Source organism: Frateuria sp. YIM B11624 (assembly GCF_049727805.1).
Taxonomy (GTDB): domain Bacteria; phylum Pseudomonadota; class Gammaproteobacteria; order Xanthomonadales; family Rhodanobacteraceae; genus Frateuria_A.
Genome location: NZ_JBCNYA010000036.1, coordinates 1 through 21,625, shown reverse-complemented (window position 1 = coordinate 21,625; position 21,625 = coordinate 1). Strand labels below are relative to the sequence as shown.

Genomic DNA, 21,625 nt, shown 5'->3' with positions numbered 1-21,625 from the left:
CGCGGCGGGGAAGCCGGCGAGCATACGAGCGTTGCCGTGACCGACCAGTGCCAATGGTCGTGACACGGCGTGCCGGCGGCGGGGTACCGTCGGCTCGAAATGCGCAACTATACCGGCGAGTTTACATTTTGCGAACCGTGCCAGCCAAGACTTGCGCGCTGCGAAATGTTGTGAACAAAGCGGCCGCGGTGGATTTCTTTTCGGGGTCGTGCCGGATAACGACGAAGCTGGGCGTCGCATATCGACACCGATGCCCGCCGACCGGGCTCGCCGGGACCCGCAAAAAACCGTCCAGCCCCCGTCGCTTCAGGCTTCGTCGGTGGAATCGCCCTGACGCGAGGCGTATCCTTTTCGGGCTTTACGCCTCCCCAGCGTGGGCACCTTTCGTTTCCACTGACAAGCAGATGCCATGAATGCCATTCGCGCGACCAGCGACAGTCCGGTTCCCCCGGCTGTCTTCGAGGAACTGAAGACCAGCGGCTTTCCGATCCAGCGCCTTGATGAGGCGCAATTTTTTATCGGGGCCTTCTTCGCGAGGATGGCGCATACCGACGTGGACCTGCATACGCCGGCCGAATGGGCATCGCTCATCGCCGGCCTGCTCGGCTTCATCCAGCAGCGCGAGCCCGGCCGCGCCAAGGTGCGCGTGGTCAATCCCGAGCACGGCCATGCCGGCCGCAGCGTGATCGAGGTCGTCACCGACGACATGCCGTTCCTGGTCGACACCGTCAGCATGGTCGTTTCGGACGACCTGCAGATCCATGCGGTGATCCATCCGGTGGTCGGCGCCGTGCGCGACGCCAAGGGCCAGCTGCAACGCCTGGGCGAGGGCGGCAAGCCCGAGTCGGTGATGCACTTCGAGGTCGACCGCGTCGCCGACGAGGCGGCCCAGGCCACGCTCAAGGCGCGCGTGGAAGCAGCGCTGGAGGACGTGCGCGCCGCCGTGGACGACTGGGCGGCCATGCGCGACAAGGCGCTGGCGATCGCCGCCGACCTGCCGCAGCGCAAGCTGCGCATGGACGAGCGCTCGGTCGGAGAGGCGAGCGATTTCCTGCGCTGGCTGGCCGACGACAACTTCACCTTCCTGGGCTACCGCGAATACGAGGTGACCGAGGCCGACGGCGAGGAAGTGCTGCGCGCCCTCAACGACTCGGGCCTGGGCATCCTGCGCGGCAGCGAGCGCTCGGTCGCGCCGCGTTCGCTGCGCAGCCTGGTCGCTTCCGAACTGCCGCAGTCGGGCTCCACCGACGCGATCATCCTGACCAAGACCAACGCCCGCTCGCACGTGCATCGCCCGGGCTACATGGACTACGTGGGCGTGCTGCGCTTCGACGCCAACGGCAAGCCGGTGGCCGAGCAGCGCTTCCTGGGCCTGTTCTCCTCCAACGCCTACATGGCCCGTCCGCAGGACGTGCCGCTGGTGCGCCAGAAGGTCGAGGCGGTGATGTGCCGCTCGGGCCTCAAGCGCGACTCCTATTCCGGCAAGTCGCTGCGCCACATCCTGGAGACGCTGCCGCGCGACGAGCTGTTCCAGAGCAGCGAGGACGAGTTGTTCGGCATCGCCAGCGGCATCCTGGAACTGCGCCAGCGCGCCCGCGCGCGGCTGTTCGTGCGCCGCGACCGCTACGGCCGCTTCTACACCTGCCTGGTCTTCGTGCCGCGCGAGCGCTTCAACACGACGGTGCGCGAGCGCATCGAGAACCTGCTGCGCGACGCGCTGCACGGCGAGCACGTGGATTCGGCCGTGCTGATGGGCGAGGCCGCGCTGGCGCGCCTGCACGTGGTGGTGCGCCCGAAGATCGGCGACCGCGCCAGCTATGACAGCGCCGAGCTGGAGCAGGGCGTCGCCGCGATCGTGCGCAACTGGCACGACGACGTGCGCGACGCGCTGGTGCGCGCCCGCGGCGACCATGAAGGCGTGGTGCTGGCCAACCGCTACGCCAAGGCGCTGCCCGCCGGCTATGTCGACGAGGTGAGTCCGGAGGTGGCCGCCGAAGACGTCTATGAGCTCTCGCGGCTCGAGGGCGACGACGACGTGCGCATGTCCTTCTACCATCCGCCGCAGCGGCCGGACGAACTGCGCTTCAAGGTGTACCGCTCCGGCAGCGACATCGCGCTGTCGGAGGTGTTGCCGCAACTGGAGAACCTCGGCCTGCGCGTGCTCACCGAGCACGTCTACGACGTGTGCAACGGCGGCACGCCGCTGTTCATCCAGGACTTCGAGGTGCAGCCGGTCGGCCACCTCACCTTCAGCGTCGAGCAGGTCGGCACGCTGTTCGAGGACGCCTTCGAGCAGATCTGGCGCGGCAACGCGGAGAACGACGGCTTCAACCGGCTGGTGCTCGGCGCCAAGCTCAACTGGCGCCAGGTCGCCATGCTGCGCGGCTACTGCAAGTACCTGCTGCAGACCGGCGTGTCGTTCTCGCAGGCCTACATGGAGGACGCGCTCAACCGCTATCCGGCGATCGCCGGGCTGCTGGTGGAGCTGTTCAACGCGAAGTTCGACCCGCGCCGCGAAAGCCTGTCCGCGGATGAACTGAAGACCGCCGGCGAACTGCTCGCCGCCGAGATGCGCGTGCTGATCCCGGGCAACGTGCAGGCCGCGCAGCCGGGCCTGGTCGATGGCCTGGTCGGCATGCTTTCGCGCCCCCGCCCGGATCAGGTCGCGGTGGTCGAGGAGGCCGTCGCGACCTTGCTGGAAAACGTCGCCAGCCTGGACGACGACCGCATCCTGCGCAGCTTCCTGGGCGTCATCCGCGCCACCCTGCGTACCAGCTTCTTCCAGCAGTGGGACGGCGCCTACCGCCCGTACATCAGCTACAAGTTCGACTCGCACAAGGTGCCCGACCTGCCCAAGCCGGTGCCCTATCGCGAGATCTTCGTCTCCGCCGCGCGCGTGGAAGGCATCCACCTGCGTTTCGGCGCGGTCGCCCGCGGCGGCCTGCGCTGGTCCGACCGCCGCGAGGACTTCCGCACGGAAGTGCTCGGCCTGGTCAAGGCGCAGATGGTGAAGAACACCGTGATCGTGCCGGTCGGGTCCAAGGGCGGCTTCTTCGTCAAGCGCCCGCCGGTCGGCGGCGACCGCGATGCGCAGATCGCCGAGGGCATCGCCTGCTACAAGATGTTCATCAATGGCCTGCTCGACATCACCGACAACCTGGTCGAGGGCAAGGTGGTGCCGCCGCACGAGGTCGTGCGCCACGACCAGGACGACCCGTACCTGGTGGTCGCGGCCGACAAGGGCACCGCGACGTTCTCCGACATCGCCAACGCCATTTCCATCGAGCACGAGTTCTGGCTCGGCGACGCGTTCGCCTCCGGCGGCTCGAACGGTTACGACCACAAGGGCATGGGCATCACCGCCAAGGGTGCGTGGGAATCGGTCAAGCGCCACTTCCGCGCGCTCGGCCGCGATTCGCAAGCCCAAGACTTCACCTGCGTCGGCATCGGCGACATGTCCGGTGACGTGTTCGGCAACGGCATGCTGCTGTCCGAGCACATCCGTCTGCTGGCCGCGTTCGACCATCGCCACATCTTCCTGGATCCGAATCCGGATGCGGCGAAGTCCTTCGCCGAGCGCCAGCGCATGTTCAAGGTGCCGCGCTCGAGCTGGGACGATTACGACAAGTCGCTGATCTCCGAAGGCGGCGGCGTGTATCCGCGCAGCGCCAAGTCGATCCCGGTCTCGCCGCAGGTGCGCGCCGCGCTCGGCCTGAAGGACGAGGTCACCCAGCTCAACCCGAACGAGCTGATGAGCGCGATCCTCAAGGCCCCGGTCGACCTGTTGTGGAACGGTGGCATCGGCACCTACGTGAAGTCGTCGCAGGAAACCAACGCCGACGTCGGTGATCGCGCCAACAACGCGCTGCGCATCAACGGCGGCGAGCTGCGCTGCAAGGTGGTGGGCGAGGGCGGCAACCTGGGCTTCACCCAGAAGGGCCGCATCGAGGCCGCGCAGCATGGCGTGCTGCTCAACACCGACTTCATCGACAACTCCGCCGGCGTGGATACCTCCGACCACGAGGTCAACATCAAGATCCTGCTCAACGACGCGGTGCGCCGCGGCGAGCTGACCGAGGAAGGCCGCAACAAGCAGCTGGCCGCGATGACCGACGAGGTCGCGCAGCTGGTGCTATGGGACAACTACCGCCAGAACCAGGCGATCACGCTGATGGAGCACCAGTCGGTCAAGCGGCTGGGCTCGATGGCGCACTTCATCCGCGAGCTGGAAGCGCAGGGCCTGCTCGACCGCCAGGTCGAGAACCTGCCGACCGACGCCGAGCTCTCCGAGCGCAAGACGCGCCACCAGGGCATGACCCGCCCGGAGCTCTCAGTGCTGCTGTCGTACGACAAGATCAAGCTGTTCCAGCAACTGCTCGAGTCGGACGTGCCGGAGGACCCGTACCTGTCCAAGGAACTGGTGCGCTACTTCCCCGAGCCGCTGCACGAGAAGTACGCGGACAACATGCAGCGCCACCGCCTGAAGCGCGAGATCATCGCCACCGCGGTGACCAACTCGACGATCAACCGCATGGGTGCCACCTTCATGCTGCGCATGCAGGAAGACACGGGGCAGGGCCCGGCGGCGATCGCCAAGGCGTACACCGCCGCGCGCGAGATCCTCGATGCCCGCGAGCTGTGGGCCGAGATCGAGGCGCTGGACAGCAAGGTCGCCGAGGACACCCAGATCGACGCGATCATGCAGATCTGGTCGCAGCTGCGCCACATGACCCGCTGGCTGCTCAACCGCCCCGGCGGCACGCTGGACATCGCCGCCAACGTCGAGCGCTACCAGGCCGGCGTCAGCGCGCTGCGCAAGGGTCTGCCCGACGTGCTGACCGCCACCGGCAAGGCCGACTTCGAGCTGAGCTGCGAGAAGTGGGAAGGCCTGGGCGTGCCGGCAGGGCTGGCCGTGCGGCTGGCCCGCATGCCGGTGCTGCGCGCCGTGCTGGACATGTGCGAGGTCGCCCAGCAGAGCGGCCAGCCGGTCACCACCGTCGCCAGCGTGTTCTACGAACTCGGCGAGACGCTGGATCTGGAGTGGCTGCGCGGCCAGATCGAGGCGCTGCCGGTGGAAGGCCACTGGCATGCGCAGGCGCGCGGCTCGCTGCTGGACGAGCTCAACCACCAGCATCGCGCGCTCGCCCAGCAGGTGCTGGCGCTGGCCGGCGACCGCAAGGACGTCTCGCCGGTGCAGGCCTGGCTGCAGCGTGACGACGCCACGCTCAACTACACCCGCAGCATGCTCGCCGAGATCCTGACCCAGAACGCGGACTACCCGATCGCCTCGGTCGCCGTCCGCCGCCTGGCGCAGTTGGCGCAGGTGCCGGTGGGTTGATGCAGGCGCCCGGGGCGCCACGCCCCGGGCTCTCTATGTGGGAGCGCACCCTGTGCGCGACCGTGCCCGGCCTTCGGAGCGGGGCGGTCGCGCACGGGGTGCGCTCCTACATCGTCATGGGCTGCGCTAAGCTCGAAGCCTTCCTCGCCACGCCGGACGCCCATGCGCTTCGCCTTCGTCGCCAGCGACACCCCGGTCGCCCAGCAGGCCCGCCGCAGGCTGGCCGAGCGCTACGGCGACCTGCCGCCGCTGGAGGCCGAGGTGATCGTGGCGCTGGGCGGCGACGGCTTCATGCTGCGCACCCTGCATGCCCACCGCGCGCTGGACCTGCCGGTCTACGGCATGAAGCTCGGCCGGGTCGGCTTCCTGATGAACAAGCATCAGCTCGACGACCTTCCGGGGCGCATCGAGCGCGCCCATGCCGCCCTGCTGTATCCGTTGCAGATGCGCACCGTCGACGGCGCCGGCAACGAGCAGTTCGCGCTGGCCTTCAACGAGGTCTCGCTGCTGCGCCAGACCAACCAGGCCGCGCACCTGGAAGTGAAGCTCAACGACACGGTCAAGCTGCCTGCGCTGGTCTGCGACGGCATCATGGTCGCCACCCCGGCCGGTTCCACCGCCTACAACCTTTCCGCGCACGGTCCGATCCTGCCGCTGGATGCCAACGTGCTGGCGCTCACCCCGATCAGCCCGTTCCGCCCGCGCCGCTGGCGTGGCGCGATCCTCCCGCACCGCACGCTGGTCACGCTGCGCGTGCTCGAACCGGGCAAGCGGCCGGTCAGCGCCACCGCCGACTTCCTGGAGGTGCGCGACGTGCGCGAGGTGAGGATCTGCCAGGCGCAGGAGTGCGGGGTCAAACTGCTGTTCGATCCGGAGCACAACCTGGAACAGCGGATCCTGGACGAGCAGTTCGCGGCGGAGTAGGGCGTTTCCTCGCAAGGCTTCCCCCATCCGCCCTCCGGGCACCTTCCCCCGCAGGCGGGGGAAGAATCTGGTGGATCTCGCGATCCCGGCCTTCCCCGTAGACGGGGCATGCCGAAGCTCACCATGCGAGCCTTCCCCCGCTTGCGGGGGAAGGTGCCGAAGGCGGATGGGGGAGACCTTGCCGCACACCCACCCAGCCGCCTTTGCTAGATTGCTCCCATGACCGCCCCCGACGCCCACGACCCCGGCGCAAGCACCGACAACCGCCTGGTCGTCGCCATCTCCTCGCGCGCGCTGTTCGACCTGGGCGACAGCCATGCCCTGTTCGAGCGCAACGGGCTGGACGCCTACCGCCGTTTCCAGATCGAGCACGAGAACGAGATCCTGCAGCCGGGCGTGGCCTTTCCGCTGGTGCAGAAGCTGCTGGGCCTCAACCGGCTGGCGGGCGACAAGCCGCCGGTGGAAGTGATCCTGCTCTCGCGCAATTCCGGCGACACCGGCCTGCGCATCTTCAACGCCATCCAGCACCACGGCCTGGAGATCAGCCGTGCGGCGTTCACCAGCGGCGCGCCGACTTCCGACTACATCGCACCGTTCAAGGCCGACCTGTTCCTCTCGGCCAACGCCGAGGACGTCGGCCGTGCGCTGGCGGCCGGCGTGGCCGCCGCCACCATTCTCCCCAGTACCGCGCCGCCACGCGCCAGCGAGCAGTTGCGCATCGCCTTCGACGGCGACGCGGTGATCTTCGGCGACGAAGGCGAGCGCGTCTCGCGCGAGGAGGGCCTGGAAGCCTTCCACCGCCACGAGACCGAACAGGCCGGCGAGCCACTCTCGGTCGGCCCGTTCCGCGGTTTCCTCACCGCGCTGCACCGCCTGCAGACCGCGTTCCCGGCGGAGGATTCGCCGATCCGCACCGCGCTGGTCACCGCCCGCTCCGCGCCCGCGCACAAGCGGGTGATCCTCACGCTGCGCCGCTGGGGCGTGCGCATCGATGAAGCGTTGTTCCTCGGCGGGCGCGACAAGGGACCGTTCCTGGACGCCTTCGGCGCCGACATCTTCTTCGACGACTCACCCGCCAACGTGGAATCGGCACGCAAGCACGTCGCCACCGGCCACGTCCCGCACGGTGTGAGCAACCGCTGAAGGGCGGTTTGCGGGTCACTGTCGCCCATCGCCGCTACAATCGATCTCTCGACGATTACCGGGATATCGGGTGCTGCCATCGGTACTGGCGATTCTTTTCATCGCCACCTTCATCCGCTCGGCCTTCGGTTTTGGCGAGGCGCTGATAGCCGTACCGCTGCTCGCCTTTGTGATGCCCATAGATACGGCCGCGCCGATCGCCGTGCTGGTTTCGATCACGGTCGCGGTCATCGCCGTCGTGCAGGACTGGCGCCATATCCAGTTCCGTAGCGCGCGCCGGCTCTTCCTCGCCACCGTGATCGGAACGCCGATAGGTTTGTGGGCACTTCACGCGCTCGATGGCCACGTGGTCAAACTGGTGCTTGGCGTGGTCGTGGCCGGATTCTCCGGTTTCTCGCTGGTGCGCCGGCAGCCCATGTCGCTGCAGGACGACCGGCATGCCTGGACGTTCGGATTCGGCGCAGGCGTACTCGGTGGGGCGTACGGCATGAATGGGCCGCCGCTGGTGATGTACGGGGCGTTGCGCGGTTGGTCGCCCGTGCATTTCCGGGCCACCCTGCAGGGTTACTTCCTGCCGGCGAGCGTGCTGGCCATGGCGGGCTACGGGATGACCGGGCTCTGGACGCCCGCCGTGACGCACCAGTATCTCGCCGCACTTCCCGCGGTGCTCCTTGCGATCCCCTTGGGACGCATGGTCAACCGGCGCATCGGCGGACCAGCGTTCCTGGTTTGCGTGCACGCCGGCCTGGTGGTGGTCGGCATGATGCTCCTGCTTCAGTCGCTCGGCTGGATGGGCGGCTAGCGTCGCCGGCTTGGACGATTCGCCGGGCGGGCCGCATGCGAGTCTCGCGTGGCAGTCAGGTCATCGCAGTTGCGTGTAAGGGATTCGATGGCGATCCGCCGTCAGGGTACGGGGTGCCCTTTGCTCGCGGTCCAGATCGCATACCAGTCCTCGGCATCCAGCCGCAGGTCGAGCGCTGCCACCGCTTCGCGCAAACCTTCGATACGCCCCGTTCCGGTGATCGGCCAGGGCCGCGAGGGATGGCGCAGGATCCAGGCATAGGCGAGCGTGGCGAGACTCACGCCGTGGCGTTCGGCGATCGGCAGCATGGCCTCGCGCACGCGCAGCGCCTGCGGGTCGTCCGGGTGGAACAGTCGGCCGCCGCCGAGCGGCGACCAGATCATCGGCCGCAGCCCGAGCTGCTGCGCCTGGTCGAGCGTGCCGTCGTCGAGCGCAGCGAGCGCCAGGGGCGAAAGCTCCAACTGGTTGGTGAGCAGCGGATGGTGCTGTTGCAGCAGCGCAAACTGGCTGGCGCTGAAGTTCGATACGCCCCAGCACGCCACCTTGCCCTCGCGGGTAAGGGCGCGGAAGGCCTCGGCCAGCGCGGCGGCATCCATCAGGTAGTCCGGACGGTGGATCAGCACCAGGTCGAGCCGCTCGGCGCGCAGGTTGCGCAGCGACTGTTCCACCTGCGCACGCACGTAGCCCGGCGAGCTGTCGTAGTGGCTCAGCCGGTACGGACGTTCGGCCGAACGCAGGCGGATACCGCACTTGGTCACCAACTGCAGGCGCGAACGCAAGCCCGGCGCGGCCTCGAGCGCCTCGCCGAACAGCACCTCGGCACGGTAGTCGCCGTAGATGTCCGCATGGTCGAAGGTGGTGATGCCAAGCTCCAGCGCCTGTTCGATCCAGCGCACGCGGGCGGGTACGTCCAGCGACCACGAGGCCAGCCGCCACAGGCCCGCGACCACGGGAGAGAGCGTCAGCGGCGATGGCGTCGTGGTGGGCATGGCTGGGCGATCGGAGGAGGGCAGTGCAGTGTGCGAACCGCCCGTCACGATGGCAAGGCGCAGGTCACACCAGCCGGGTGCGCCGCCACCAGCCCGTTACCTTGTCCTCGCGCACCAGCGTGAACAGCCCCGCGCCCAGGATCAGTACGATGCCGGCCAGCATCGGCCAGTCCAGCCTGTCGCCGAACAGCCAGTAGCCGAAGCCGATCGCCCACAGCATCTGGCTGTACTGGGTCGGCGCCACGCGGTTGGCGGGAATGAGCTGGGTGGCGAGCATCAGCAGCACGCCGGCCAGCCCGGCGAGCAGGCCGTAGCCCGCCAGCAGCCACCACTGGTGCAGGGTCGGCCAGGTGAAGGAGGGCAGCATCAGCGCGCCGCCGATCACCAGCGGGCCGATCACCCCGGCGCCGTACAGGCTGATCCGTTTTTCGTGGGCGCCGGCCATGCGCAGTGCCACCACCGACACTGCGCCGGCCATGCCGCAGGCAATCGCCGCGAAATGGCCCACGCCCAACTGGCGGAAGCCCGGCCGCAGCACGACCAGCACGCCGACGAAACCCGCGAATACCGCCGACCAGCGCCGCCAGCCGACGTGCTCCTTGAGGAACACCACCGACAGCACGGTCACGAAGATCGGCATCAGGAAGATCAGCGCAAAGACCTCGGCCATCGGCAGGTGGGTGAACGCCACCACCGCCGAGAGATTGGTGATCGCGCCGGTCACCGCGCGGATCCACCACAGCGACGGACGCCTGGCCACGAAGATCTCGTGCCAGCGGTCGCCCGGCTTGCGGATGAACGGAATGGCTACCAGGCCCAGCACCGCCCCGAAGAACACCGCCTCGAACACCGGCAGCGTGCCGTGCAGCGATTTGACGAAGGCGTCGCTGATGGCATAGGCCGCGTAGCAGGCAAAGCCGAGTAGTACGCCCTTGAGCATGGGGTGGTCGCATCCTTGGATTGGCAGGGCGGCAGGCGGGCAGGCGCCTGGCATGACCTCCCGCCACCGCGGGCGGTAGAATGCCGGGCTTGTCCCTCCAACGGAACCCACGCATGGCCGCCCGTCTCGACCCGCTCGACCTGTACGACGTCCGCTCGCTGCTGTCCGACGAGGAGCGCATGGTGCAGGACACCGTCGGCCGCTTCGTCGACGAGAAGGTGCTGCCGATCATCGGCGACTGCTTCGACCAGGGCCGCTTTCCGAAGGAACTGATTCCCGAGATTGCGAACCTCGGCCTGCTGGGCGCGACGATTCCGGAAAAGTACGGCTGCGCCGGTATGAACGGCGTGAGCTACGGCCTGATCTGTCAGGAGCTGGAGCGCGGCGACTCCGGCCTGCGCAGCTTCGCTTCGGTGCAGAGCTCGCTGTGCATGTATCCGATCTACGCCTACGGCACCGAAGAGCAGAAGATGCATTACCTGCCGAAGATGGCGGCGGGCGAGGTCATCGGCTGCTTCGGCCTGACCGAGCCGCATGGCGGCTCCGATCCGGCGAACATGAAGACCAACGCGAAGAAGGACGGCGGCGACTGGGTCATCAACGGCGCCAAGATGTGGATCACCAACGGCAACCTGGCCGACATCGCGATCGTCTGGGCGCAGACTGAGGACGGCATCCAGGGCTTCATCGTGCCGACCGACACGGCCGGCTTCACCGCGCAGGAAGTGCACAAGAAGATGAGCCTGCGCGCCTCGGTCACCAGCGCGCTGTTCTTCGACAACGTGCGCGTGCCCGACGCCAACCGCCTGCCCAACGTGAAGGGCCTCAAGGGCCCGCTGGGCTGCCTCACGCAGGCCCGCTACGGCATCACCTGGGGCCCGATCGGCGCCGCGCAGGCCTGCCTGAAGGAAGTGCTCGACTACACCGCCGAGCGCATCCTGTTCGGTCGCCCGCTGGCCTCGAACCAGGCCGTCCAGCTGAAGATGGCCGACATGGCCCGGCGCATTACGACCGCGCAGTTGCTGTCGCTGCAGTTGGGCCGCCTGAAGGACGCCGGCACCATGCAGCCGACCCAGGTCTCGCTGGCCAAGTGGAACAACTGCCGCATGGCGATCGACATCGCCCGCGAGTGCCGCGACATCCTGGGTGGCGCCGGCATCACCACCGAGCACTCGGCGATCCGCCACGCGCTGAACCTCGAATCGGTGATCACCTACGAGGGCACCGAAACGGTGCACCAGCTGGTGGTCGGCCGCGAGCTGACCGGCATCAACGCGTTCTGATCTTTTTTCTCCCGCCGGGAGAAATGTGGTGCGAAGCGGCGGATGAGGGTTCGACCATGGCGCAGGGGAAAACCTGTGGCAGGCCCGAACCCTTTCCTCAACCACTCTCCCCCGTGGAGAGGAGCTTTCAGGAGCCAGGCCTTGCACGTCCCCGACATCCGCATCGAAACCGACCGCCTGATCCTGCGCCCGCCGCGCATCGAGGACTTCGATGCCTATGCGGCGAAGATGGCCGATGCCGAAGCGGCACGCTTCATCGGCGGCCAGCAGCCGCGTGCGGTGGCCTGGCGCGGCTTCCTCGCGTCGGCCGGCGCCTGGATGATCCAGGGTTTTTCGATGTTCTCGGTGATCGAGAAGTCGAGCGGCCAGTGGATCGGCCGGCTGGGTCCCTGGCATCCGGACGGCTGGCCCGGCACCGAGGTCGGCTGGGGTCTGGCGCGCTCTGCCTGGGGCAAGGGTTACGCCCTCGAGGGCGCGACCGCCGCCATCGACTGGGTGTTCGACCATCTGGACTGGACCGAGGTGATCCACTCCATCCACCCGGACAACAAGCCCTCGCAGGCGCTGGCGCAGCGGCTCGGCTCCACCTGCCGAGGCCCCGGCAAGCTGCCTGCGCCGTACGAGGATTCGCCGACCGAGATCTGGAGCCAGACCCGCGAACAGTGGCTGGCCCGCCGGGCCAAGGCATGAGCTTGTCGCGGTCTGCCGGGATGGTTGCCCCGCTGAGGCGCACGTTGGCCGTTTGCGTGCCGGAGTTGGAACGCCACTGTGCCGATCCATGGGTGGTCATCGGAAGCGCGGCGGCGTGGCTTGCCGGTGCCGAGGTGACGGTTGCCGACGTGGACGTGCTGACCAGCGTGCGTGACGCCCGCGCCCTGATCGACCACTGGCAGGCATGCTTGCTCGGGACGGACACGCTGAAGGATGGCGACCGTTTTCGCTCGCAGTTCGCCCGCTTCGAGTTTCCCGCCACTGTGGAAGTCATGGGTGGCCTGGAACTCGCCACGACGGACGGCTGGAAGGCGGTCCGTGTCGAGGCGATCCAGACGATCGAGATCGATGACGTGAGCGTACCGATCCCGACGCTCGCCGAACAGATCCGCTTGCTCGAATCTTTCGGACGCGCGAAGGACAAGGAACGCGCAGAGCGTCTGAAGCAGCTTGAAGGGTCCCAAGCATGATCACCGTCTACGGCATGCGTGCCTCGGGAAACTGCTACAAGCTGCAGTTGCTGCTCGACCAGCTTGGCCGCGACTACCGCTGGGTCGACGTCGACAGCGCGCACGGTGCGACGCGCACGCCCGAGTTCCTGGCCAGGAACCCGAACGGCAAGGTGCCGCTGCTGGAGCTCGAGGACGGGCGCCGGCTGGCCGAGTCCGACGCCATCCTCTGCTATCTCGCCGAGGGCACGCCGTTCTGGCCGAACGGGACGGGGCCGGAGGACGCCTGGCTGCGCGCGCAGACGCTGCAGTGGCTGTTCTTCGAGCAGTACAGCCACGAGCCGTGCATCGCGGTGGCGCGCTTCATCCGCGGCTGGCTGCCGCCGGAGCATCGGCGGCAGGCCGACGTGCCGGCGCTGATCGAGCGCGGCAAGGGCGTGCTGGCGGTGATGGAGCAGCACCTGGCCGGGCGCCAGTGGTTCGTGGGCGAGCGCTACGGGCTGGCCGACATCGCGCTGTACGCATATACCCACTGCGCCGGCGACGGCGGCTTCGACCTGTCGTCCTATCCCAACGTTCTCGCCTGGCTGGCCCGCGTGCGGGCGCAGCCGGGGCACACGCCCATGCAGGCCTGAGCCGCCGCCGGCGCCCAACCACCGCATGCCGGGCGGTGGGCTGAAGCCCACCCTACAATTGCATTTCCACTTTCCGAAGACCGCCATGTCCCTGCCATTCCCCATCACCGCCCGTCACAAGGGTTTCAACCGCGCAGAGATCGTCGACCAGAACTTCAGCGAGTTCGTGAAGCTGTGGCAGGGCGAGGTGCGTGCGGCGCCGCGCGACGACCAGTCGGTGCTGCCTGGCAGCGCGCTGGATGCCCGTGGTTTCCGGGAGCTGCTCGAGTCGCAATTGATCAGCCGCCACCTGGACCTGATGGCGCGCGTGCTCCGCGTGCAGAACAAGGTTTTCTACACGATCGGCTCGTCCGGCCACGAGGGCAACGCGATGGTGGCGCGGCTGACCCGCCACACGGATCCGGCCTTCCTGCATTACCGCTCCGGCGGTTTCATGGCCGAGCGCTTCCGCAAGCTGCCGGGGATGGATCCGGTGATGGACTCGGCGTTGTCCTTCGCGGCCAGCAAGGACGATCCGGCCTCCGGCGGCCGCCACAAGGTCTGGGGCAGCAAGCCGCTCTGGGTGCTGCCGCAGACCTCGACCATCGCCTCGCACCTGCCCAAGGCGCTGGGCACGGCGATCGCCATCGACCACGCACGACGCATCGGCCACACGCTGCCGGTGCCGGACGATTCGATCGCCATCTGCTCGTTCGGCGACGCCTCTTCCAACCACGCCACCGCGCAGACCGCCTTCAACGCGGCCGGCTGGACCGCGTACCAGAAGCTGCCCGCGCCGGTGCTGTTCGTGTGCGAGGACAACGGCATCGGCATCTCGGTGAAGACGCCGACCGACTGGGTGGCCAGCAACTACCGCTCGCGCTCCAACCTCGACTACTTCTTCGCCGACGGCCTGGACCTGGCCGAGGGCTACGCCCAGGTACAGCGCGCGGTGGAGCACTGCCGCAGCACGCGCCGGCCGACCTTCCTGCACCTGAAGACCACCCGCGTGATGGGGCACGCCGGCACCGATTTCGAGATCGAATGGCGCAGCATCGAGGAGCTCTGCGCGGTGGAGGCGACCGATCCGCTGCTGCGCTCGGCCGCGATCGCGCTGGAATCAGGCCTGTACTCGAAGGACGAGCTGCTGGCCCTTTACGAAGCCACCCGCAAGCGCTGCTTCGCCGCCGCCGAGGAGGCCGACCGCCGGCCCAAGCTCGACCGGCTCGACGACGTGATGGCGCCGCTTGCACCTTACACGCCCGCCAAGGTGAAGGCGGAAGCCGAACGCGCCGACTACGCGGACGCGCGCCTGAAGGCCTTCGGCAGCGAGGACAAGCTGCCGGAGAACCAGCCGCCGCGGCACCTTGCGATCCAGATCGGCCAGGCGCTGCACGACGTCATGGCCAAGTACCCCGAGTCGCTGCTGTTCGGCGAGGATGTAGCGCAGAAGGGCGGCGTCTACACGGTCACCAAGGGCCTGCATAAAACCTTCAAGAACACCCGCGTGTTCAACACCCTGCTGGACGAGACGGTGATCCTGGGCCTGGCCCAGGGCTACGCCAACATGGGCATGCTGCCGATCCCCGAGATCCAGTACCTGGCCTACTTCCACAACGCCGGCGACCAGATCCGCGGCGAGGCCGCCAGCCTGCAGTTCTTCTCCAACGACCAGTACCGCAACCCGCTGGTGATGCGCGTGGCCTCGCTGGGCTACCAGCGCGGCTTCGGCGGCCACTTCCACAATGACAACTCGATCGCCGCGCTGCGCGACATCCCGGGCCTGGTCGTCGGCTGTCCCAGCCGCGGCGACGACGCGGCCACCATGCTGCGCACGCTCACCGCGCTGGCGAAGGTGGACGGGCGCGTGTGCGCCTTCCTCGAGCCGATCGCGCTGTACATGACCAAGGACCTGTACGAGGCCGGCGACGGCCAGTGGCAGTTCGCGTACCCGGCGCCGGGCGAGGCGATGGGGCTGGGCGAGGGCAGGGTCTACGGCGAGGGCGCGGACGACCTGGTGGTGTTCACCTTCGGCAACGGCGTGCCGATGGCGCTGCGCGCCGCGCGCACCATCGAGGCGGAGCTCAAGTGGAAGGTGCGCGTGGTCGACCTGCGCTGGCTGGCGCCGCTCAACGACGCCTTCATCGCAGCGCAGGCCAAAACGGCCAAACGCATCCTGGTGCTGGACGAGGGCCGCAAGAGCGCCGGCGTGGGCGAAGGCGTGATCACCGCCGTCGTGGAGGCCGGCTTCGGCGCCACGCCGCTGGAACGGGTGGTCGGTGCCGATACGTTCACCCCGCTGGCGGGGGCCGCGTTCCTGGTGCTGCCGGGCGAGGCGGACGTGGTGGCGGCGGCGCGCCGGTTGGCGGGCTGACGCCGCCGGTTATTCGACTTCGCTCACGCGCGGCCACGACTCGTCGGTGATGCCGCGCGGCCGGTCGTACAGGCGGGCCTGGTTGCGGCCGTTCACCTTGGCCTGGTACATCGCCTGGTCCGCGCGTTCGATCAGCGTTTCCACCGTGTCGCTGAAGGTGCGCATGGCCACGCCGATGCTGATGCTCAGCATGAATTCGTCGTTGACCGGGATTTCCAGCCGGTACACCCGCCGGCACAGGCGGGTGGCGACCTGCATGGCCTGCTCCTGCACCACGCCGTCGAGCATGGCGATGAATTCCTCGCCGCCGTAGCGGCCGAGCAAGTCGGACGGTCGCAGTTCGGCGCGCAGTGCCTCGGCCACCTCGATCAGCGCACGGTCGCCGGCGCGATGCCCCTGCTGGTCATTGAGCAGCTTGAAGCGGTCCAGATCCAGGAACAGCAACGCCACCGGCCGGCCGGTGCTCTCCTCCAGCGTCGCCTCGGCCGCCTCGCTCCAGGCGCGGCGGTTGAGCACGCCGGTGAGCGAATCGTTGTCGGCCAGCGCGCGCACCAGGTCGCGGTCGCGACGCATGGTCAGCGCGCGGTCGCCCAGGCCGATCGACAGCACGATTGCCTCAAACGCGCCGGCCACCACGCTGGCGTCGCTGATCCAGCCCATGCCGGGCAGGGCGCCGCTGAGCTGTGCGGTCGACAGTGCGGTGAGCGCGAGCAAGGGCGTCCATCCGACCAGGAAGAACCACGCGTGGCGCGAACCGTGCGCGGCCGCTACGGTGGCCGCAAGCAGCATCAGCAGCGCGCCCAGGATCAGCAGCGGATCGACCAGCGCCTGCGCCACGTCCACCAGCACGTCGATCGAGCTGCTGCGCATCAGCACCAGCAGCGGCATGCCGATGGCCAGCGCCAGCACCGGCGCGCGCAGCAGCGGCGCAAAGCGCTGCAACTCGCAGAAGCGGGCCATGAACAGCGCGGCGAAAGCCACCGACAGGGCGATCGCGGCGGATTCCAGCAGGCTTGCCGAAGGCGCCAGCCAGCCGAATTCCAGCGGATGGAACAGGAAGCCGGTCTGGATGCTCTGGATCAGCGCGTAGCAAAAGATGTAGCCGGCGTACCAGGAGAACGTGTTGTCGCGCAGCATCAGCGCGAAACAAAGCGCCATCAGCGCCATCGTCAGCATGACCGCGAAGCAGGCGCTGAACAGCGTCAGCCAGTGCGCATCGTGCGACAGGAACGCGGTCAGCGACTCCATGTGGAAGCTCAGCGGCGGGGAAAGCCCGTCCACCGGCTCCAGCTTCAACAGGATCAGCGACGACGCCGGCACGCTGGCCGGGTAGCGGTACGCCAGCCGGCCATGGCCGAGCTGCGGGCCGCCCGCCTCGTCCAGCGCCAGTGTGCTGGTATGGCCGTCCGCGTGGTAGACGGTGATGCGCCCCAGCGCGGGCGGGTAGATGGTCAGCACCCGCTCCTCGTCCACCCAGGGCGGCTGCGGGCGCAGCACCACCCAGCTGCCGGTGCCCTCGCGCGGAAAACTGTGCAGAAGGGAAGGCTCGAACGCAGCCAATTGGCCCTGGCGGAACTGCTTCAGCACCGCGGCGGGAGTATCGCCGGTACGCACCTCGCGCCAGCCGCCGTCCAGCAGCACGGACGCATGCACGACGCCGAACCACAGCCACACGAAACCGAGCACGCCCCCGACGAGCGGGAGCCTGCACCGGTTCCATATCCTTGCTGCGGACAGCCTTCGCATCCCCTGGTCCCCGCTTGGCGACGCGCCGCGCATGCGCGGCGCGTGGCCCAACCCCTGGTCAGGCTGCCGGTCGTCTGCCACCGGTATGCCTGCATTCGAGACGATCCTACGCGAACCGTCCGGTCCTCCGCTCGCTTTTTCGCCGGCGAGCCAAGGGTGCATGAAGCAGGGTCTGTGCCAAGGCGAAAAAACCACTCGGATGGCCGCTCACGGCCCCTTGGCGGCGTCGCCGGCATGCTCGCCGAATCGCGGCCGTGTCTGACCCTGTGGGGTAGCTATGGACCCATCCGAGCAGTCGGCGCCGCGTCCTTCACCTGACCTTCGCGCCCATGCCGGCGCGCCCGGCGGAGATCCACCATGACCCTCAAAGTAGCCGTACTGGTCGGCAGCCTGCGCAAGGACTCGTTCAACCGGCGCCTGGCGCGCGCGGTCGAGAAGCTTGCTCCCGGCGAGTTCGCGTTCGAGCACATCGAGATCGGCGGCCTGCCGTTGTACGACCAGGATTTCGACGGCGATTACCCGGCGCCGTGCCAGCAACTGAAGCAGCAGATCGAGGCGGCGGATGCGCTGCTGTTCGTCACGCCCGAGTACAACCGCTCGATTCCCGGCGTGCTGAAGAACGCGATCGACATTGCCTCCCGGCCCTGGGGTACCAACTCCTTCGCCGGCAAGCCCGGCGCGGTCATCGGCGCGTCGATCGGCGCGACCGGCAGTGCGTTGGCGCAACAACACCTGCGCAACGTGCTCGCCTACCTGGACGTCCCCTTGCTGGGACAGCCTGAGGTGTTCGTGCAGTTCAAGGACGACGGTCCGGTGGATGCTGGCGGCGAGATCACCGTCGACAGCACGCGTCAGTTCCTGCAGGGCTTCGTCGACCGCTACGTGCATTGGGTGCACGCGATCCTGAAACGCTGAGCGCGCCGTAGGGTGGGCCTCAGCCCACCATCGCCAACCCTCGCGACGTGGGAAAGATGGGGTCAAGCCAACCCTACGAACGCGAAAGCGCTTGACTCTGGACCTGGATCAAAGGTCTAGACTCGAGCCATGAACACGCAAACCCCGCTCACCATCGGTGCCGTCGCCAAGCGCGCCGGCGTGGCCATCGACACCATCCGCTACTACGAGCGCGAAGGGCTGCTGCCCGAACCGACGCGCCGTCCTTCCGGCTATCGCAGCTACGGCGAAGGCACGGTGGCGCAGTTGCGCTTCATCCGCCGCGCGAAGAGCCTCGGCTTTACGCTGGAGGAGATCCGCGAACTGCTCGCGCTTTCGGCCGACCGGCAGCGCGGCGTCCGGGCGGTCAAGCAGCGTGCGCAGCGGCGGCTGGCCGATATCGAAGCGCGCATCGCCGAGCTGGAGCGCGTGCGCGCGGGGCTTGCCGAACTGATCGAGGCCTGTCCCGGCCACGGCGCGCCGGAGGAGTGCCCGATCCTGCGTGCGCTGGATGGGGAGGACCGGTCATGAGCGGCTGCTGCCACGCATCCGTCGAGACCGCCGAACGGGATCCGGTCTGCGGCATGGCGGTCGATCCGGCCAGCACGCCGCACCACGCCGACCATGCCGACCGCACCTACCACTTCTGCGGCGCCCGTTGCCGCGAGCGCTTCCTGGCCTCCCCGCACGAATACCTGGACCACCAGCCCGGTCCGGCCGCCGACGACTGTTGCCATGGCCATGCCGGGCCGGTGGCCAATGCGCATGCGCACACGGTCAAGGATCCGGTCTGCGGCATGGATGTCGACCCGCATGCCACCCCGCACCGCGCCGAACACGCCGGGCGCACCTGGTACTTCTGCAGCGCCCGCTGTCGCGAGCGCTTCGTCGCGGCGCCCGGGGACTTCCTGGGCGAGCGGGCGGCGCCGGCGCCAGACCCCGGCGCCATCTACACCTGCCCGATGCACCCGGAAGTGCGCCAGGTAGGACCGGGCGATTGTCCGAAATGCGGCATGGCACTGGAGCCGCTCGCGCCCAGCGCGGAGGCCGACGACGGCGGTGAAGTGAAGGCCCTGGCACGCCGTTTCGGCTGGCTGGTCGCGCTGACCCTGCCGGTGCTGGTGCTTGCGATGGGGCCGCACGTGGTCGGCCATCCCTGGCCGATGCGCTGGGCCGGCGTGCTCGGCTGGATCGAAGCGCTGCTGGCCAGCGTGGTGGTGCTGTGGGGCGGGGCGCCGTTCTTCCGGCGCGGCTGGCGCTCGCTCCGCCCATGGTCGCCGAACATGTACACGCTGATCGCCCTGGGCACCGGCGTGGCCTGGCTCTACAGCGTGGTGGCCCTGCTCGCGCCCGGCCTGTTCCCGGCCGGTTTCCGCCTGCACGGGCGCGTCGGCGTGTACTTCGAGTCGGCCGCGGTGATCGTCGCGCTGGTCACGCTGGGCGACTGGCTGGAGCTGCGTGCACGGCGCCGCACCGGCGAGGCGCTCAAGGCGTTGCTGGGTCTGGCGCCGAAGACCGCCCATCGCCTGGAGCACGGCCACGAGCACGAGGTGCCGCTGGAGGCTGTCGGTGTGGGCGACCTGTTGCGCGTGCGTCCCGGCGAGAAGGTGCCGGTCGACGGCGTGGCCATCGAGGGCGAGAGCCATGTCGATGAATCCATGCTCACCGGCGAACCGATGCCGGTCGCCAAGGCCGCCGGCGACCGGCTCACCGCGGGCACCGTGAACCAGGACGGCACGCTGGTGCTGCGCGCCGAGAAGATCGGCGGCGAGACGATGCTGGCGCAGATCGTCGCGCTGGTCGCACAGGCCCAGCGCAGCCGCGCACCGCTGCAGCGCGTGGCCGACCGCGTGGCCGCGTGGTTCGTGCCGGCCGTGGTCGCGGTCGCGGCGCTGGCGTTCGCCGCCTGGGCGGTCTTCGGGCCGGAGCCGCGGCTGGCACACGCGCTGATCGCCGCGGTGTCGGTGCTGATCATCGCCTGTCCCTGCGCGCTGGGACTGGCCACGCCCATCTCGATCATGGTCGCCAGCGGGCGCGGCGCGCAGGCTGGCGCGCTGTTCCGCGACGCCGCCGCCATCGAGGCCCTTCATCGGGTCGATACGCTGGTGCTGGACAAGACCGGCACGCTTACCGAGGGACGTCCCACGCTGCGCGAGGTGGTCGCCGTGGGCGGTTTGCCGCGCGAGCGGTTGCTGGCCCTGGCCGCCGCGCTGGAGCGGGCGAGCGAGCATCCATTGGCGCGCGCCATCGTCGCCGGTGCTTCGGACGAGGGCGTGACGGTCGCGGCGGCGACCGGCTTCCGCGCGCTTACGGGGCGCGGCGTGCGCGGGCAGGTCGACGGCAGCGAGGTGGCGCTGGGCAATGCCCGCCTGCTCGAGGAACTCGGCGTGCCGCTGGACGGTGCCGCCACGCAACAGGCCGAGCGCCTGCGCGGCGACGGCGCGACCGTGATGTTCCTGGCGGTGGACGGCGCGCTGGCCGGTCTGATCGCGGTCGCCGACCGCATCAAGGCGGATACGCCCGCCGCGCTCGACACGCTGCGGCGCGAGGGATTGCGCATCGTCATGCTCACCGGCGACAACGCCACCACGGCGCAGGCGGTCGCGCGGCAGTTGCGCATCGACGAGGTGCATGCAGATGTCTCACCGGCCGACAAGGCGGCCGTGGTCGAGCGGCTCAAGCGCGAGGGGCGGCGGGTGGCGATGGCGGGCGACGGCATCAACGATGCGCCTGCCCTGGCCGCGGCGGATGTCGGCATCGCGATGGGCGGTGGCACGGACGTGGCGATGGAGAGTGCGCAGGTCACGCTGGTCAAGGGCGAGCTTTCGGCGATCGCGAGGGCGCGTGGATTGTCGCAGGCGACGGTGCGGAACATTCGCCAGAACCTGTTCTTTGCATTCGTCTACAACGCGGTGGGGGTGCCGGTGGCCGCGGGGGTGCTTTATCCGGTGCTCGGGGTGGTGCTGTCGCCGATGGTCGCTGCGCTGGCGATGAGCCTGTCGTCGGTGTCCGTCGTGACCAACGCGTTGCGCTTGCGCCGCCTCCGCTTTTAGCTCCCTCTCTCCTCCGGGGAGAGGGCTGGGGTGAGGGGGCCGGGGCTCACGGGGAGGTGTTGCTTTTGCCTGTCGCTCTTGCGGTGCACTTCCGCGACTGGGCTCGCCTGCGGCGGGCTTCCGATCGCCTGACGGCGCTCGGGTCACTTTTCTTTGCTGGCCCAAAGAAAAGTAACCAAAAGAAACGGCCTGTTCAGCCCGGGGTGAGATAAGAGCTAGGTGCCGCCTCGCCTTGATGGGTACGCGCCTGCTCATAGAGGAGCTGCCGCCGCTTTACCTTCGGGCGCTCGGGAGTTGAGGCGAGGGAGGCATGCCGTGTGTTTGAC

Annotated in this window: 15 protein-coding genes; 12 read left to right on the top strand and 3 right to left on the bottom strand. The window is 68.8% G+C overall.

Annotated features, from left to right (window positions below):
- Positions 1-409: 409 nt before the first annotated feature.
- The 4 genes from AAIL17_RS15805 (at position 410) to AAIL17_RS15790 (ending at position 8,207) form a co-directional block, all read left to right on the top strand.
- Complete coding sequence (locus AAIL17_RS15805; RefSeq protein ID WP_424683818.1) at positions 410-5,338, top strand: NAD-glutamate dehydrogenase; 4,929 nt, start codon at positions 410-412, stop codon at positions 5,336-5,338.
- A gap of 162 nt (positions 5,339-5,500) precedes the next feature.
- On the top strand, positions 5,501-6,262 hold the full coding sequence (locus tag AAIL17_RS15800) for an NAD kinase (RefSeq protein ID WP_424683817.1): 762 nt from the start codon (positions 5,501-5,503) through the stop codon (positions 6,260-6,262).
- 219 nt (positions 6,263-6,481) lie between these two features.
- Positions 6,482-7,405 carry a 5'-nucleotidase gene (locus AAIL17_RS15795; protein WP_424683816.1) on the top strand — a complete coding sequence of 308 codons (924 nt, stop codon included), beginning with the start codon at positions 6,482-6,484 and terminating at the stop codon, positions 7,403-7,405.
- A gap of 70 nt (positions 7,406-7,475) precedes the next feature.
- Positions 7,476-8,207: a sulfite exporter TauE/SafE family protein gene (locus AAIL17_RS15790; RefSeq protein ID WP_424683815.1), complete on the top strand. Its 732-nt coding sequence runs from the start codon at positions 7,476-7,478 to the stop codon at positions 8,205-8,207.
- Positions 8,208-8,308: 101 nt separating this feature from the next.
- Here the strand turns inward: AAIL17_RS15790 and AAIL17_RS15785 are convergent, their stop codons facing one another.
- Positions 8,309-9,196, bottom strand: coding sequence for an aldo/keto reductase (locus tag AAIL17_RS15785; protein ID WP_424683814.1), 888 nt, complete (start codon positions 9,194-9,196; stop codon positions 8,309-8,311).
- A 64-nt stretch (positions 9,197-9,260) separates the two neighbouring features.
- Positions 9,261-10,136 carry a DMT family transporter gene (locus AAIL17_RS15780; protein WP_424683813.1) on the bottom strand — a complete coding sequence of 292 codons (876 nt, stop codon included), beginning with the start codon at positions 10,134-10,136 and terminating at the stop codon, positions 9,261-9,263.
- Positions 10,137-10,249: 113 nt separating this feature from the next.
- Between AAIL17_RS15780 and AAIL17_RS15775 the strand changes: the two genes are divergently transcribed.
- The 5 genes from AAIL17_RS15775 to AAIL17_RS15755 all read left to right on the top strand — a co-directional run bounded on the left by AAIL17_RS15775 (position 10,250) and on the right by AAIL17_RS15755 (position 15,567).
- Positions 10,250-11,419, top strand: a complete 1,170-nt coding sequence (locus AAIL17_RS15775) for an acyl-CoA dehydrogenase family protein (protein ID WP_424683812.1) — start codon at positions 10,250-10,252, stop codon at positions 11,417-11,419.
- 141 nt (positions 11,420-11,560) lie between these two features.
- Positions 11,561-12,109 (top strand): GNAT family N-acetyltransferase, encoded by a 549-nt coding sequence (locus AAIL17_RS15770; RefSeq protein ID WP_424683811.1) that lies wholly within the window; start codon positions 11,561-11,563, stop codon positions 12,107-12,109.
- 20 nt (positions 12,110-12,129) lie between these two features.
- Complete coding sequence (locus AAIL17_RS15765; RefSeq protein WP_424683810.1) at positions 12,130-12,600, top strand: hypothetical protein; 471 nt, start codon at positions 12,130-12,132, stop codon at positions 12,598-12,600.
- Positions 12,597-13,214, top strand: a complete 618-nt coding sequence (locus tag AAIL17_RS15760) for a glutathione S-transferase family protein (RefSeq protein WP_424683809.1) — start codon at positions 12,597-12,599, stop codon at positions 13,212-13,214. The genes AAIL17_RS15765 and AAIL17_RS15760 overlap by 4 nt, the downstream gene beginning before the upstream one ends.
- Before the next feature lie 85 nt (positions 13,215-13,299).
- Entirely contained in the window at positions 13,300-15,567 is a 2,268-nt protein-coding gene (locus tag AAIL17_RS15755; protein ID WP_424683808.1) for a thiamine pyrophosphate-dependent enzyme, read from the top strand.
- Between the two features lie 9 nt (positions 15,568-15,576).
- Here AAIL17_RS15755 and AAIL17_RS15750 read toward each other — a convergent pair whose 3' ends face one another.
- A complete protein-coding gene (locus AAIL17_RS15750; protein WP_424683807.1) occupies positions 15,577-17,253 on the bottom strand; it encodes a diguanylate cyclase domain-containing protein in 1,677 nt (558 codons plus the stop codon).
- A 417-nt stretch (positions 17,254-17,670) separates the two neighbouring features.
- On the opposite strand from AAIL17_RS15750, the gene AAIL17_RS15745 reads away from it, so the two are divergent.
- From AAIL17_RS15745 to AAIL17_RS15735, 3 genes are all read left to right on the top strand, one after another.
- A complete protein-coding gene (locus AAIL17_RS15745; RefSeq protein WP_424683806.1) occupies positions 17,671-18,228 on the top strand; it encodes an NADPH-dependent FMN reductase in 558 nt (185 codons plus the stop codon).
- A 129-nt stretch (positions 18,229-18,357) separates the two neighbouring features.
- Positions 18,358-18,777, top strand: a complete 420-nt coding sequence (locus AAIL17_RS15740; protein WP_424683805.1) for a heavy metal-responsive transcriptional regulator — start codon at positions 18,358-18,360, stop codon at positions 18,775-18,777.
- Complete coding sequence (locus AAIL17_RS15735; RefSeq protein ID WP_424683804.1) at positions 18,774-21,299, top strand: heavy metal translocating P-type ATPase; 2,526 nt, start codon at positions 18,774-18,776, stop codon at positions 21,297-21,299. Before AAIL17_RS15740 ends, AAIL17_RS15735 begins: the two co-directional genes overlap by 4 nt.
- Positions 21,300-21,625: the final 326 nt, after the last annotated feature.

Coding starts and splice junctions, on each gene's coding strand:
- AAIL17_RS15805 (WP_424683818.1), top strand. CDS start 410: ATGAATGCCATTCGCGCGACCAGCGACAGTCCGGTTCCCCCGGCTGTC.
- AAIL17_RS15745 (WP_424683806.1), top strand. CDS start 17,671: ATGACCCTCAAAGTAGCCGTACTGGTCGGCAGCCTGCGCAAGGACTCG.
- AAIL17_RS15735 (WP_424683804.1), top strand. CDS start 18,774: ATGAGCGGCTGCTGCCACGCATCCGTCGAGACCGCCGAACGGGATCCG.
- AAIL17_RS15800 (WP_424683817.1), top strand. CDS start 5,501: ATGCGCTTCGCCTTCGTCGCCAGCGACACCCCGGTCGCCCAGCAGGCC.
- AAIL17_RS15765 (WP_424683810.1), top strand. CDS start 12,130: ATGGTTGCCCCGCTGAGGCGCACGTTGGCCGTTTGCGTGCCGGAGTTG.
- AAIL17_RS15740 (WP_424683805.1), top strand. CDS start 18,358: ATGAACACGCAAACCCCGCTCACCATCGGTGCCGTCGCCAAGCGCGCC.
- AAIL17_RS15760 (WP_424683809.1), top strand. CDS start 12,597: ATGATCACCGTCTACGGCATGCGTGCCTCGGGAAACTGCTACAAGCTG.
- AAIL17_RS15755 (WP_424683808.1), top strand. CDS start 13,300: ATGTCCCTGCCATTCCCCATCACCGCCCGTCACAAGGGTTTCAACCGC.
- AAIL17_RS15775 (WP_424683812.1), top strand. CDS start 10,250: ATGGCCGCCCGTCTCGACCCGCTCGACCTGTACGACGTCCGCTCGCTG.
- AAIL17_RS15780 (WP_424683813.1), bottom strand. CDS start 10,136: ATGCTCAAGGGCGTACTACTCGGCTTTGCCTGCTACGCGGCCTATGCC.
- AAIL17_RS15785 (WP_424683814.1), bottom strand. CDS start 9,196: ATGCCCACCACGACGCCATCGCCGCTGACGCTCTCTCCCGTGGTCGCG.
- AAIL17_RS15795 (WP_424683816.1), top strand. CDS start 6,482: ATGACCGCCCCCGACGCCCACGACCCCGGCGCAAGCACCGACAACCGC.